Origin of the sequence: Vibrio sp. 99-8-1 (assembly GCF_013114595.1) — a bacterium.
GTDB lineage: Bacteria > Pseudomonadota > Gammaproteobacteria > Enterobacterales > Vibrionaceae > Vibrio.
The window spans coordinates 45,376-59,449 of record NZ_VTXE01000021.1 but is presented as its reverse complement, the minus strand read 5'-3'; the positions used below and the strand labels follow the sequence as shown (position 1 = coordinate 59,449).

Here is a 14,074-nt window from a genome sequence, read left to right as displayed (position 1 = left end):
AGTTGCGGGTAGCCTACTATTTGGGGGGTACTATGCTTCTTCAGCTAATACTGGAGTTTCTTCTTCCTCTGCTGCTTCTTTTTTCTTGTTTTGAGAAACCAAGTACCAAGAAAGCATAGAAGAAATTGCGGTAAGTATGGATAGACCGATAAACACCTGACCAATCACATTCGTTGGTGTTAGTATTTCACGAATAACTTCACCTTGAGCATTTACTTCAGGACTAAGAATAATGCTACCTAGGATGAGTGGTGCTAGCAAAGCTGGTAGGTAACCAATCGTGATAGCTAATGACATTGCAGCACTTCTGTTTTTCTTCTTGATACCAGATTCACCGATTGGCGCGTAGTAAACACCACGAATCATGAAGCAGCACGCTGAAGCACATAGCATTAGAACCATAATCGCGTTTTGTGCGAATGGCGCTACGATGTCTTCTGGAACATTGCCTGGAACAAATTCAGTAATAGATGCTGGGTTTGAATAAAATATGAATGCGATGGCCAGTAGAATCATTGATAAAACAAATGACATGAATCGCATGAAGTGAGAAGTAGACTTAAAGACCAGTGTCACAAGTACACCTGATAGCAAAGGTAGCATACGCAATGCAATAACAAGTGATGCGAATATAGCCGCAACGGATGCAGACGTTCCGTAACTAGCTTGTAGGAATCTAGCGAAGTACGTACCTGCAGCGATAAAGGTGCCATAGATACAGAATACATTTAGACCCGTGATCCAAACAACAGGGAACTTCGCCACTTTCGCTATACCAGCAAAGGCTTCTTTAGCTGTGCTAGCAGTGTCGTCGTCGTCTTTTACTGTGTCAGTTTTGGAAACGGCAAAGAAAATTAGAATTACTGTACTAAAAATGATAGCTGATGATACATACATCATGTTCTGGCTGCTTACTTCGTAGTGAACTAATGCTGCCCAAACTAAGCTCAAAAGAAATGCTAGTACACCACGACCAAACTCAAACATGCCGAATGCAACACCTTGGTGCTCTTCTGATGTAGAGATACTTACCGCTTTAAAGTTAGCTGGTTTAAACAGTACTTCACTTAATAACAACATAAAGAAGAAGCAAGCCAATAAAACCGGCATACTTAAACCTGGCGAGTTCATCGCAATAAACAAAGAGATACAGCCAACGCCCGTTGTAGTAAGTAGCATAATGTTACGTACTTTGAAACGATCACCAATCCAACCTAATCCGACGGTACCTAGCAAAATAACTAACCCTTGCATTGAGTATAATTGACCCGCTTCTGCATCGGTAATACCCATTGATACTGGGAAACCTAATGGTAATGAGTTTCGAAGGTCCCAAAACGCATATAATAACTGAGCATTTATGGTAACAAACAGTAATGGAATAAAAGTATGGAGTGAGAATCCAAACTTATTCAGTAATTTAGTCATAGTATATCCTTTAACTATAAAATTAATAATAAAGCAATGTGTAATATTATTTGCTAAATTGAAAAATAAATTATCATGGTGTTTATTAAATGATTAGGTGTGACTATTTAAATAAATAAAAACCATGACAAAGAGATATTAGTAAGTGTTACTTAACTTATCATAAATGCCTGGACTGGATGCGAGTACATAATTTCCTTTCGTCATCCAATTAGGATTTGATTTATAATCGTTAGTTACTCCTCCTGCTTCTTTAATAAGCAATAAGCCAGATAGGCAGTCCCATGAATTTAGATGAGGTTCGTAATAACCAATGAGTTTTCCTGCCGCTACATGGGCAAGCATGAGCGCTGCAGAACCATTCCGATAAAACATTCCTCCCATTCGTAGTAGATTGTCTAGAAATGGAATAATTTTTTCTGATGGTATTCTAGTTGAAACGCCTACACCAAACAGTCCTTCATTAAGAGACTCCACCTCATTTACGGTAATTCTTGTTTCGTTCAAATAGGCTCCACAACCTGACATCGAGTGAAATAACTCATCATGTACAGGATCGTAAACTAAGCCAATTTGAGTAATCTTTTGTTCATCAAGAAGTGCAATAGACACGCACCATGAAGGCAAGCCGAATAGAAATGCGCTAGTGCCATCAATTGGGTCTACAACCCAGGTATAGCTAGAGTTGTCTCCAGATAATCCTGACTCTTCACCAAAAATACTGTCTTGAGGATAATGGGTATTGATTTGATTTCGGATGAAGTCCTCTGTAGTTCGATCAGCGACAGTGACCAGATCTTGTCCATCATTATTTTTTCTTTCAATCTTGAGTTGTTCTCTATTCTGAAAGTAATCAAATGCAAGTTTACCTGCTTGCTTTGCCACCTCTTTGATGAAAACGTATCTATTCGTTAAGCTGTCCATTTTTATTCCTGCGGTAAAATCTATGTTTCATAAGATACAGATTTAAGAATAAACATTCTGTGATCGATTTCAAAAACATACGTATATGCAATGAAAGTTCGCCAAAATAGCCCGAATAGGAGGAGAACTTTTAATATTTTACGAAATAAATGAACTAAAATTGCTTTTAACTTGAAATTTACAGACTAATAACTACACTAATACCGTCTAAAAAATACGTGATTGCTCATTAAAGGTTATTAAATAAGAGGACTATATGTTGGTTGCAACTAATTTAATTGAATTGCAAGATCAAATTCGCTCTAGGTATGACGAGTTAAGTAAAAGATTACAAGAAGTGGCGGGTTACATTATAGAGAACCCAAACAGTGTTGCATTTGATACGGTTGCGATTATTGCAGAAAAAGCCGATGTTCCTCCATCTACTTTGATACGCTTTGCTAATGCTTTCGGCTTCACTGGCTTTAATGATATGAAGCAGATTTTCCGAAAAAACATGGTAGAAGAAACAACGAATTATTCGGATAGGGTTCGTCTGTTCGAAGAGCTGGAAGGAGAAGCTCCGTCATTAGAACGACCAGCCGATATCCTTCAAGAATTTGCTCATGCAAATACCAAAGCATTAGCCTGCCTGGCTGCCCAAACGTCAACGGAAGAGCTTGAGAAAGCCGTTAATTTATTAAGTGATGCGGAAAACATATACATAATTGGTATGCAGAAATCTTTTAGCGCTGCTTCATACTTAAATTACGCGTTATTGCATCTAAATAGACGAGCTTCATTAATTGATGGGTTGGGGGGGATGCACCGAGAACAAATGAATGTTGTTGGCCCCAAAGATGTGGTACTTACTATTAGCTTTTCGCCATACTCAAAAGATACCATTATGCTGAGTGAGTTAGTGGCAAAAGCTGGCGCGAATCATATTGTTATTACAGATAGCCAAATCAGCCCATTAGCAAAATTCAATGACACATTGTTTGTAGTAAAAGAGGCCGAGTTGGCTGGGTTCCGTTCACAGGCTGCATTGCATTGTTTATTGCAAACTCTGGTTGTTTCTCTTGCGTTCAAACAAAAATAGTTAATTTTATTGACGATTAAAAGCATAAAAATCCAATTGAATAATCAGATTTTTATGCTTTTAACTTATTTAGTCGCTATACATTAATGACTACTTATCTAACCAAACTTTTTTATAGAGTTTAATCATTTCATCAACACTTGGTACGCGTGGATTATTGCTAGGAGAGCCGGAAGCAAGTGCTTGTTCTGCCATTATTGGTAACAAGTCGTGAAATCTGTCTGAGTCAATGCCATATTTCTCCATGCTCGGAACCTCTAAATCCTTATTTAAGGATCTCAGTTCTGTAACTAGTTTATTACAAGCAACGCTATTACTATCTTGGATATTGGATACACCCATCGCTCTTGCACAGTCCGCATAGCGAGCTTGCGCATTTTCGATAGAAAACTCAGTAATTACCGGTAAAAGCATGGCATTGGATAAACCATGTGGAACATGAAAAAACGCACCAATTGGACGGCTCATTCCATGGATTAATGCCACTGATGCATTTGAAAATGCAATCCCAGCCAATGTGGATCCCAACATCAAAGCTTCTCGGCCATCTTCATCTTTAGGGTTTCTGTACACATTTCGTAAGTTTGGTGCGATCAATCTTATTGCGGCTAATGCTTGATGATCGCTAAAGGGGTTGGCTTTTTTACTTACGTAGGATTCGATAGCATGAGTAAGTGCATCCAAACCGCAATCGGCAGTTGTTCTTGTTGGCAAAGATAATGTTAGGTTGTAATCAATGATTGCCGTATGAGGCATAAAACCATCGCCGGACAATAGCATTTTTTCATCACTTGCATCATCAGTAATAATGGTAAAGCGAGTGGCTTCAGAACCTGTTCCGGCGGTTGTTGGAATGGCAATAATTGGCAAACCCTGCTCTGTCACATCGCGTGGGAACTTATAGTCGCGAGCTTTACCGCCAAATTTTCCAACAATACCGATAGCTTTAGCACTATCAATTGGACTACCGCCACCAACGGCGATAATGCAGTCGAAATCCCCTTCCTGAACAATGGTAACGCCAGCCGTAATTGAACTTGCTGTCGGTTCTGGAACGGTGTCTGAAAAAACAGCAGCGTGATAATTGTTCTTTGACAGAATCGCGTCAATTTTATCGATATACCCCAAACTAACCATTATTTTGTCAGTAATAATTAATGGTTTAGAAGCGTTAAGCGCTTTCATTGCTTCGGCAACTTTCTCAATGGAATCTTTGCCGACATGCATGGTTCTAGGCAACACTACTTTAGTGCTCATTACTGTACTCCTGATGATGTTTTACGTTTAAACTAATGAAATGAATATTTCGGCATATTACAATGTTGTCGTTATAAATCAAACTCTAAATCGGATTTTTTCACCTTGCCGTTAAATTTTACGACAGTTATTCGAGTGTATTTCACTTGTTAATGGTTTATAAGTGATTGTTAATCAGTGCGTTAGCTCTTGCATTTATTCATTTGTCTGTTTTCTATACAACTTTTCTGTGTTCAAAAAAATAGAAATTTTCTTCCAATTTGATGAAACAAATGTTTCAATGCGTGCAGGGTGTTGAATGGAAGCTTATTGGTTAAGGCTAGCATTCTTAAAATTTAAACATTTTAAAATTTGGAGTTAGTTGTGTATTTAGGAATTTTTGGAATATTGCTGTCATTAGTAATGTTGATGTATTTGGCATATAAAGGCATGTCAGTCATTTGGCTTGCGCCCATATTGGCGTTAGTGGCGGCAATGTTCTCAGTTGGCACGCCTTTAATGGCAAGCTTTACAGAAGTATTTATGTCGAGCGCGGCAAATTATGTAAAGTTATATTTTCCGGCGTTCTTGCTTGGTGCAATTTTTGGCAAAGTCATGGATGCTTCAGGCGCCGCAAAAAGTATTGCTGAAGTGATAACGAAAAAGATTGGTGCCACTAACTCTATATTAGCGGTTGTACTCGCAGTGTCAGTATTGACCTATGGTGGCGTATCCATGTTTGTCGTTGTGTTCGCTGTATATCCTATTGCTGCAGACATTTTCCGACGAAACGATGTGCCAAAAAGATTAATACCGGGATCAATTGCACTAGGTTCGTTTACTTACACAATGACCGCGTTACCTGGCTCTCCTCAAATTCAAAATACAATCGCAATGCCCTTTTTCGGTACAACAGCTTACGCTGCTCCCATGCTGGGGATTATCGCTTCTGTAGTGATGTTTGGTTTAGGGATGTTGTGGTTGAAACGTCGCGAATCAATAGCAAAAGAAAACGGTGAAGGGTATGGGGTTCATATAGAAAAAAGAAATGAGGCAGATGGCGCAGATCTTCCTTCTGCAACATTAGCCTTTATACCTATTGTAATAGTATTAGCTCTAAATTTTATAATCGTAACATTTTACTACCCCAATATTGATACAAGCTACCTTTCTGATTACGGAGTTACGTTATCTAAAGTAAACGGCATGTGGAGTCTCATCATTGCGCTAACCACAGCGATAGTGGTCGCGATTGCTCTATTTCACAAATATATGCCTAACGTAAAACAGATTATCAATGAGGGGAGCCTTGATTCGGTCATGCCAATCATGAATACAGCAGCGGCTGTTGGGTTCGGTAATGTTATTAAGTCATTGGCTGCGTTTGTGGTTATAAAGCAATTGATCTTGGCTATTCCAGGTACACCACTCTTATCATTTGCACTATCAACAAGTTTACTCGCAGGGATCACTGGCTCCGCATCAGGAGGTTTGAGTATTGCGCTTGATGCCTTGGGGCAAACTTATATTCAACAAGCATCTGAGTTAGGTATTAGCTTAGAAGTCTTGCACCGTATCGCATCCATAGCATGTGGAGGCTTAGATTCTTTACCGCACAATGGAGCGGTTATTACTTTACTCGCTATTTGTGGAATGACTCATAGAGAATCGTACAAGGATATTTTTGTCTGTACGTTATTTATCCCAATTATAGCCACCGGAGTGACCTTAGTTTTCGCTGTAATGGGGGTCGTTTAACTAGAATGAATCAATTTCAAACAGGGTTAAATTGAAGGTAAAGACGCTCATTAAATAAAAGTTCCAACTTGATCACGATTTGGAATAAATGTACTTAATTGCATTGAAATAAAATAAACGTTTCGTATAATGTTTGTTATGAAATAAATAATTGTAAGAGGTTTTAAAGTGGACAGTAAAAAATCTTTAGATTTAATCTGCATGGGCCGCATTGCTGTTGATCTCTATGGTCAACAAATTGGTTCGCGTCTTGAGGATATGGGATCTTTTAGTAAGTATCTTGGAGGCTCCTCAGGTAACGTCGCGTATGGCACAGCAGTTCAAGGACTAAAGTCATCCATGCTAGCGCGCATAGGCGACGAGCATATGGGACGCTTTCTAAAGGAAGAACTCGAAAGTGTTGGCTGTGATACAAGTAATCTAATCAAGGACAGTGAGCGTCTTACTGCTTTAGTTATTCTCGGCATTAAAGACGAAGATACATTCCCATTGATTTTCTATCGCGATAATTGTGCTGATATGGCGATTACAAAAGACGATTTTACAGAAGAATATATTGCGTCTGCTCGTTGTTTAGCTATCACTGGTAGCCACCTCTCTAATCCAAAAACGCGAGAAGCAGTGTTAACGGCGTTGAAATACGCACGTAGAAACGGTGTAAAAACCGCGCTAGATATTGATTACCGTCCTGTTCTTTGGGGATTAACTTCCTTGGGAGATGGTGAAACACGTTTTGTAGAGTCAAGCAAGGTAACAGAAGAGCTCCAAGAAGTTCTTGGCTTGTTTGATGTTATTGTTGGAACAGAAGAAGAGTTCCATATTTCTGGTGGTTCAACCGATACAATTGAAGCACTAAAGAACGTAAGAAAAATCTCAGACGCTGAGTTTGTCTGTAAGCGTGGACCACTAGGTTGTTCCGTGTTTACAGGAGATATCCCTGAAGATTTAGATGATGGGATCACGGTAACAGGTGTTCGAGTAGAAGTGCTTAACGTATTGGGTGCTGGTGATGCGTTTATGTCTGGGCTACTGCGTGGTTACTTGAATGGTGAAAGTTGGCAGAAATCTTGTGCCTATGCTAACGCTTGTGGCGCGTTAGTGGTTTCCCGTCATGGTTGTGCTCCGGCTATGCCAACCAAGGAAGAGCTAGACAATTATTTGACTCGTGCTGAAGATGTGCCACGCCCTGATCTCGATGAAGAATTAAATCATTTACACCGTGTAACAACTCGAAAAACTGAGTGGCAAGAGTTATGCGTTATGGCATTTGACCATAGAATTCAGTTTGTAGAAATGGCGCGTGAAGCTGGTGCGGACTTGAGTCGAATTAAGCCGCTCAAGAAACTGATACTGCAAGCAAGCCGTGAAGTAGAACAAGAAGCAGGAATTCAAGGTAAATCAGGACTTCTTTGTGATAGTACATATGGTCAAGATGTGTTGAACGAGGTTACTGGGAGTGGGTGGTGGATTGGCCGTCCTATTGAGCTTCCTGGCTCTAATCCATTAGAACTAGAACATGGCAATATCGGTTCACAGCTTATCGATTGGCCTCTAGAGCATATCGTTAAATGTCTTGTGTTCTTTAATCCTGAAAGTGACTGCCAAGTTCGCCTAGAACAAGAGCGTCAAATTAAAGAAGTGTATCAAGCATGCTGTAAGTCAGGTCATGAGTTGCTGTTGGAAATCATTTTACCCGCTGGTGTTGAAAAAGAAGATGATCTCTATATTCGAGCAATGAAGCGTTTTTACAACCTAGGTGTGAAACCGGATTGGTGGAAATTACCTCCTCTAGCCAGCGAGTCGTGGAGTCAGGTATCTGATCTAATCCAAGAGCGTGATTGCTACTGTCGCGGTGTTGTTATTCTAGGTTTAGACGCCTCTCAAGCAGAGTTAAAATCCGGATTTTCTGCCACAGCAGGACACGATGTTGTTAAAGGCTTTGCTGTAGGAAGAACACTATTTGGTGAGCCTTCTCGTAATTGGTTAGCTAACAAAACAGACGATAAAACATTAATCGAAGATATTAAATCTAACTATCACAATCTCATCACTCTATGGCGCAACCGCGCACTCTAGTGAATAAGGAAAAAATATAATGACAATTAAACTTGGTATCAATCCGCTAACTTGGACTAATGATGATTTACCTTCTTTAGGCGCTGAAACATCTTTGGAAACATGTTTAACAGAGGGTCGTCAAGCTGGATTTGTAGGTTTCGAACTTGGCAATAAGTTTCCAAGAGAAGCCAGCATTTTAGGCCCAATTTTAAACGCTCATGATGTGGAGCTTGTATCTGGCTGGTATTCGTTAGAGCTTCTTACTCGTTCTGTTGAAGAAGAGATTGAAGCAGTGCAACCGCATTTAACTTTACTTCGTGAGCTAGGTGCGAAAGTCATGGTGGTTTGTGAAGTAACGGATTGTATTCATGGTAAGCAAGATACACCTGTTCATCTACGTCCAGAGTTTCCAAAAGATCGTTGGGAAGAGTACGGTAAAAAAATCACAGAGTTTGCTAAATATACTCAAAGCCAAGGTGTGCAAATTGCCTACCATCACCACATGGGTACGGTGATAGAAACTGCGGAAGATGTTGATAATTTGATGTCTAACACCGGTTCTGAAGTCGGTTTATTACTTGATACAGGACATCTAACTTTTGCAGGCGCGGACCCTATTGCTGTAGCTGAACGTTGGGCTAAACGAATTAATCATGTTCACTGTAAAGATATCCGAAAAGATGTACTTGCTGATGTTAAAAATAAGAAGATGAGTTTCTTAAACTCTGTTCTTGATGGTGTTTATACCGTGCCGGGAGATGGTTGCGTTAACTACCCTGAGATTTTCAAAATTCTAAAACAGGAAAACTATCAAGGTTGGTTAGTGGTTGAAGCGGAACAAGATCCTGCGATTGCGAACCCATTAACCTATGCAACACTCGGGTATAACAACCTAGAGAAACTAGCTAAAGATGCGGAATTAATCTAATACGCACGAAGTAGTATAAGCGCCAGGCCCTATGCTGGCGCTTTCTAATAACTTCCAGTTTTTGGAGTGATGTAGTTATGAACACCATACGAATGACAACTGCGCAAGCGCTAGTAAAATTTATGAATCAACAATACGTTGAGTTCGATGGTAAGCAAGATAAGTTTATACATGGTGTATTCACGATTTTTGGACATGGAAACGTAGTCGGTTTAGGCCAAGCATTAGAAGAAGATGCCGGAAGCCTTATTGTACATCAAGGTTGTAATGAGCAAGGCATGGCTCATATTGCAATGGGATTTGCTAAGCAGCACAAACGCAAAAAAATCTACGCGGTAACGTCATCTGTTGGTCCGGGCGCTGCAAATATGGTCACGTCAGCAGCAACGGCAACGGCCAATCGAATACCGGTTTTATTTCTTCCGGGAGATATATTCGCAAGCCGTCAGCCAGATCCCGTGTTACAGCAAGTAGAGCAATTCCATGACTGTTCTATTAGCACTAATGACTGCTTTAAGCCTGTGTCACGCTATTGGGATAGGGTGAATCGTCCTGAACAACTGATGACCGCAATGATCAATGCGATGCGTGTTCTTACTGACCCTGCTGATACGGGCGCGGTGACTATCTGCTTACCTCAAGATGTACAGGGTGAAGCTTATGATTTCCCTGATTACTTTTTCAAGAAACGAGTTCATAGAATTGAACGCCGTCCAGCAACATCAGAAATGATTCGTGACGCTGTAAATCTAATTAAGAGAAAGAAGAAACCAATTCTAGTTTGTGGTGGTGGTGTTCGATATTCAGAAGCACATGGTGTTTTTCAAGAATTTTCTGAGAAATTCAATATTCCATTTGGAGAAACACAAGCTGGGAAAAGTGCCATTGTTGCCAGTCATGAATTAAATCTTGGCGGGATAGGAACAACAGGTTGTTTAGCTGCAAACTTAGTCGCGAAAGACGCAGATTTAGTTATCGGTGTCGGTACACGTTTTACCGATTTTACTACTGCTTCAAAATCATTATTCCAAAATCCTGAAGTGGAATTTTTAACGATTAATACCGCTGAATTTGATGCGTGCAAACTGGATGCAATTTCAGTGGTTGCAGACGCAAAATCGGCGTTAAAAGAGATAGAAAATTTACTTGTTTTAGAAAACTATTTAACTCAATACAAAAATGAAATTGTTGATGCTAAATCTGCATGGGAGCAAGAGTTAGATCGTTTATTTAATATCAAATTTAGCGATGAGTTTACGCCTGAAGTGGATGGTCACTTTGATAGTCAGCTCATTGAGTATCGTGATTCATTAGACACTGAGCTAACTCAGACTCGTATTTTAGGATTACTCGACCAAACGTTGGAAGATAACGCGATTGTTGTTGGGGCTGCTGGTTCGCTACCGGGAGATCTTCAGCGTGTATGGCGACCAAAACACCCTGATACATATCATATGGAGTATGGTTACTCCTGCATGGGATATGAAATTGCGGCATCGATTGGTGCGAAGATAGCGAGCCCAGAGCAACCTGTTTATACAATGGTTGGAGATGGTTCCTACATGATGCTTCATTCGGAGTTACAAACCGCAATCCAAGAAGGCATCAAAATCAACGTGATACTGTTTGATAATGCGGCGTTTGGTTGTATTAACAACCTACAAATGAGTCAAGGCATGGGGAGTTATGGGACTGAAAATCGCTTCCGAGATCCAGAAACAGGGAGAATGACAGGCAAGCTTGTACCTGTTGATTTTGCCAAGAATGCCGAAAGTTATGGTTGTAAGAGTTATACCGTGCGCACGGAGGCTGAATTGATAGCTGCTGTTGAAGATGCCAAAAAACAGACGGTATCAACCCTAATTGATATTAAAACTCTGCCTAAAACCATGACCAACGGTTATGAAGCGTGGTGGCGTTGCGGAACGGCACAAGTGGCTAAAAAACAAGAGGTTGTTGATGCTGCCGCAAGCATTAAAGAGGTTTTAGCTACTAAGGCACGTCAATACTAACAAGGTATATCAACCCTCTAAGGTAGAGGGTTGATATGATCGCTATCACACATCAAATAAAATAATTAATTCGCATTTAATTTATTTTGAAATTTATATTTCGTGGTGGTAGTTTGTATCAATAGTTAATTCCAACGAATATTTACCTTATATAACAGTAAGTTTGGGATCTTTATGTCTAAATTATTATCAAAATACGAGTATGTGAACGGTTCCACGCCGACACAAGACATCACACCAGAATCGGCAGGATGGGACTATGTAGGATTTAAAGCTTATGAACTAAATCCTAGCCAATCTTTAAAGTTTGAAGCATCAGATATAGAAACTTGTGTCGTTATTATTTCTGGTAAAGCGACAGTTCAAACGGATTCAAAATTGTTTAAAGATATTGGCGACAGAATGAGTCCTTTTGAACGCAAAAAGCCTTATGCGGTTTATATTGCGAACAATGAAGCATACACAATCAAATCTCATACCGATCTAGAAATAGCGATCTGTACCGCCCCCGGAAAAGGCAGCCATGAGACTCGTCTTATTGCGCCAGACGACATCGATGCAGAACATCGCGGGGCAGGCGCCAACCAACGCTATGTTCATAATATTCTTCCGGATTATAAAGAAGCAGATAGTCTGCTTGTGGTAGAAGTTTATACGGATGAAGGCTGTACTAGCTCTTATCCAAGCCATAAACATGATGAAGCGACAGAAACAGAAACCTATTTAGAAGAAACGTATTATCACCGTCTGAACCCTTCTCAGGGGTTTTGTTTACAACGAGTTTATACCGATGATCGCACACTCGACGAATCGATGGCTGTATATAACAAAGACGTTGTAAAAGCACCTAAAGGCTATCATCCAGTCGCGACCATCGCCGGTTACGATAGTTATTATCTAAATGTAATGGCTGGGCCAACGCGTAAATGGTTATTTACTTGGGAAGCCGATCATAATTGGGTGAACTCAGACGAATACGCCAAAAAGCATTTAAAAAAATAGACTCCACAATTATTAACAACAACTTAGAGAATGTAATTATGTTTAATATTGCTTTGTTTGGTGCGGGCCGCATCGGAAAGGTTCATGCACTAAATATTAATAATCACCCTGAAACAAATCTTTATTCTGTTATTGACCCATACCTCGAAGGTGCGCAACAAATTTGTGCGGCCTATGGTGCTAAAGTTCAAACAATTGAACAAGCAATGACAGACCCAGAAATAGATGCTGTTTGTATTGGCTCTGCAACAGATACGCATGCAGACCTAACAATGATGGCGGCGAAAAATGGAAAGGCGATTTTCTGTGAGAAGCCGATCGATCTTTCCCTTGAACGTGTGCGCGAATGTCTTTCTGTTGTTAAGCGATACGAAGTACCAATGCTAGTGGGTTTTAATCGTCGTTTTGACCCTCAGTTCCGTAAAGTAAAAGAGCAGTTTGGCGCTGGTGTAATTGGTAAAGCAGAATCATTGCTCATCACATCTAGAGATCCTTCGCCACCGCCAGCGGAATACAGTGAAGTGTCTGGCGGTATGTTCCGCGATATGACGGTGCATGATTTGGATATGGCACGTTTTATTATTGGTGACGAGCCAGTATCTATTTATGCAAGTGGCAGTTGTGTTGTTGATCCTGCTATTGGTCACGCGGGTGATATTGATACTGCGACAATTATTATCGAATTTAAAAATGGTGCCACAGCAACCATCATGAATAGTCGCCGTTCTGGCTATGGTTATGATCAACGCATGGAACTTCACGGCGAGAAAGGTCTTCTTCAGGCGAATAATATGCTGGAAAGCCTTGTTGAGCACTGGGGTGAAACGGGTTGTAATGCAGAAAAACCACACCCATTCTTCCTTGAGCGTTATGAAGCGGCTTATATTTCAGAATGGAGCCACTTTGTTGATGTGATAGCTAAACGTTGCCAACCAAGCTGTAACGGTGATGACGGTGAGTATGCATTGGTTCTTGCAGAAGCCGCATTAGAATCATTGAAATCTGGAAAAAAAGTATCACTGTAAAAAGTATCCAACCGTATTATTTTGCGTAAAACGTAAAACGTAAAACGTAAAAATTAAGCCATCAAAGACCTTTTTCGAGAGGTCTTTTTTTCTGGGCGGAATTAAATCCGATCAGCACAAGAATCAATATTTGATTACTTTCTAATGTCGTACGTCCTCAGAACCTCTGCTTCTTTCATTTATATTCATCCAGCTTAGTATCTGTTCGGTAGTATAAAATTTGATTAAATTGACAGAAACGGACAAAAAAAGACATGAATGGACGCGATATTTAATTATAACTTGCTATGGTGCTCTTAGTTATTCTGAGAAATTGAGTTCACTTTTTCTAGATAATGAATGTGATTGGTATAACTCGATATATTTGATGATGGATATTATCTAACCGTTGAGTGAATGGGATTGACAATAATTAAATTCATTAAAACCATTAGGTGCATTAAATACTAGTAAAAATATGAGTCTTGATTGTGGCGTACTGTTTTACTTAAAGAATATGTTAATGATGATAGATATAATATATTCGGTTTTTATATCCGTTATCACACTGTTTAGATTTAGTGGTGAATTATATTATTATTAAAACTATAATTAAGTGGAATATATCAAGAACAGCTAGCTG

10 protein-coding genes are annotated in these 14,074 nt (G+C 39.8%); 7 read left to right on the top strand and 3 right to left on the bottom strand.

Features of this window, described 5'->3' with window-relative positions; all coding sequences use genetic code 11:
- Positions 1-30: 30 nt before the first annotated feature.
- Together F0227_RS13165 and F0227_RS13160 are read right to left on the bottom strand one after the other, a co-directional pair.
- The gene (locus tag F0227_RS13165; protein ID WP_171753677.1) at positions 31-1,428 is read right to left on the bottom strand and encodes an MFS transporter; all 1,398 of its coding nucleotides are present in this window, start codon (positions 1,426-1,428) and stop codon (positions 31-33) included.
- A 138-nt stretch (positions 1,429-1,566) separates the two neighbouring features.
- Entirely contained in the window at positions 1,567-2,352 is a 786-nt protein-coding gene (locus F0227_RS13160; protein WP_171753676.1) for an inositol monophosphatase, read from the bottom strand.
- A gap of 256 nt (positions 2,353-2,608) precedes the next feature.
- Here F0227_RS13160 and F0227_RS13155 point away from each other — a divergent pair, with 256 nt between their 5' ends.
- On the top strand, positions 2,609-3,433 hold the full coding sequence (locus F0227_RS13155) for a MurR/RpiR family transcriptional regulator (RefSeq protein WP_171753675.1): 825 nt from the start codon (positions 2,609-2,611) through the stop codon (positions 3,431-3,433).
- Positions 3,434-3,523: 90 nt separating this feature from the next.
- On the opposite strand, the gene F0227_RS13150 is transcribed toward F0227_RS13155, so the two are convergent.
- A complete protein-coding gene (locus F0227_RS13150; protein WP_171753674.1) occupies positions 3,524-4,690 on the bottom strand; it encodes an iron-containing alcohol dehydrogenase in 1,167 nt (388 codons plus the stop codon).
- Between the two features lie 363 nt (positions 4,691-5,053).
- Between F0227_RS13150 and F0227_RS13145 the strand changes: the two genes are divergently transcribed.
- The 6 genes from F0227_RS13145 to iolG all read left to right on the top strand — a co-directional run bounded on the left by F0227_RS13145 (position 5,054) and on the right by iolG (position 13,452).
- On the top strand, positions 5,054-6,427 hold the full coding sequence (locus tag F0227_RS13145) for a GntP family permease (protein ID WP_171753673.1): 1,374 nt from the start codon (positions 5,054-5,056) through the stop codon (positions 6,425-6,427).
- A 168-nt stretch (positions 6,428-6,595) separates the two neighbouring features.
- A complete protein-coding gene (gene iolC / locus F0227_RS13140; protein ID WP_171753672.1) occupies positions 6,596-8,503 on the top strand; it encodes a 5-dehydro-2-deoxygluconokinase in 1,908 nt (635 codons plus the stop codon).
- Positions 8,504-8,522: 19 nt separating this feature from the next.
- On the top strand, positions 8,523-9,413 hold the full coding sequence (gene iolE / locus F0227_RS13135; protein ID WP_171753671.1) for a myo-inosose-2 dehydratase: 891 nt from the start codon (positions 8,523-8,525) through the stop codon (positions 9,411-9,413).
- A 77-nt stretch (positions 9,414-9,490) separates the two neighbouring features.
- Complete coding sequence (iolD, locus tag F0227_RS13130; RefSeq protein WP_171753670.1) at positions 9,491-11,425, top strand: 3D-(3,5/4)-trihydroxycyclohexane-1,2-dione acylhydrolase (decyclizing); 1,935 nt, start codon at positions 9,491-9,493, stop codon at positions 11,423-11,425.
- A 174-nt stretch (positions 11,426-11,599) separates the two neighbouring features.
- Positions 11,600-12,427 (top strand): 5-deoxy-glucuronate isomerase, encoded by an 828-nt coding sequence (iolB, locus tag F0227_RS13125; protein WP_171753669.1) that lies wholly within the window; start codon positions 11,600-11,602, stop codon positions 12,425-12,427.
- Positions 12,428-12,465: 38 nt separating this feature from the next.
- Positions 12,466-13,452 (top strand): inositol 2-dehydrogenase, encoded by a 987-nt coding sequence (gene iolG, locus F0227_RS13120; protein ID WP_171753668.1) that lies wholly within the window; start codon positions 12,466-12,468, stop codon positions 13,450-13,452.
- The last annotated feature ends 622 nt before the right edge of the window (positions 13,453-14,074 follow it).

Coding starts and splice junctions, on each gene's coding strand:
- iolG (WP_171753668.1), top strand. CDS start 12,466: ATGTTTAATATTGCTTTGTTTGGTGCGGGCCGCATCGGAAAGGTTCAT.
- iolB (WP_171753669.1), top strand. CDS start 11,600: ATGTCTAAATTATTATCAAAATACGAGTATGTGAACGGTTCCACGCCG.
- iolE (WP_171753671.1), top strand. CDS start 8,523: ATGACAATTAAACTTGGTATCAATCCGCTAACTTGGACTAATGATGAT.
- F0227_RS13160 (WP_171753676.1), bottom strand. CDS start 2,352: ATGGACAGCTTAACGAATAGATACGTTTTCATCAAAGAGGTGGCAAAG.
- F0227_RS13150 (WP_171753674.1), bottom strand. CDS start 4,690: ATGAGCACTAAAGTAGTGTTGCCTAGAACCATGCATGTCGGCAAAGAT.
- F0227_RS13165 (WP_171753677.1), bottom strand. CDS start 1,428: ATGACTAAATTACTGAATAAGTTTGGATTCTCACTCCATACTTTTATT.
- iolD (WP_171753670.1), top strand. CDS start 9,491: ATGAACACCATACGAATGACAACTGCGCAAGCGCTAGTAAAATTTATG.
- F0227_RS13155 (WP_171753675.1), top strand. CDS start 2,609: ATGTTGGTTGCAACTAATTTAATTGAATTGCAAGATCAAATTCGCTCT.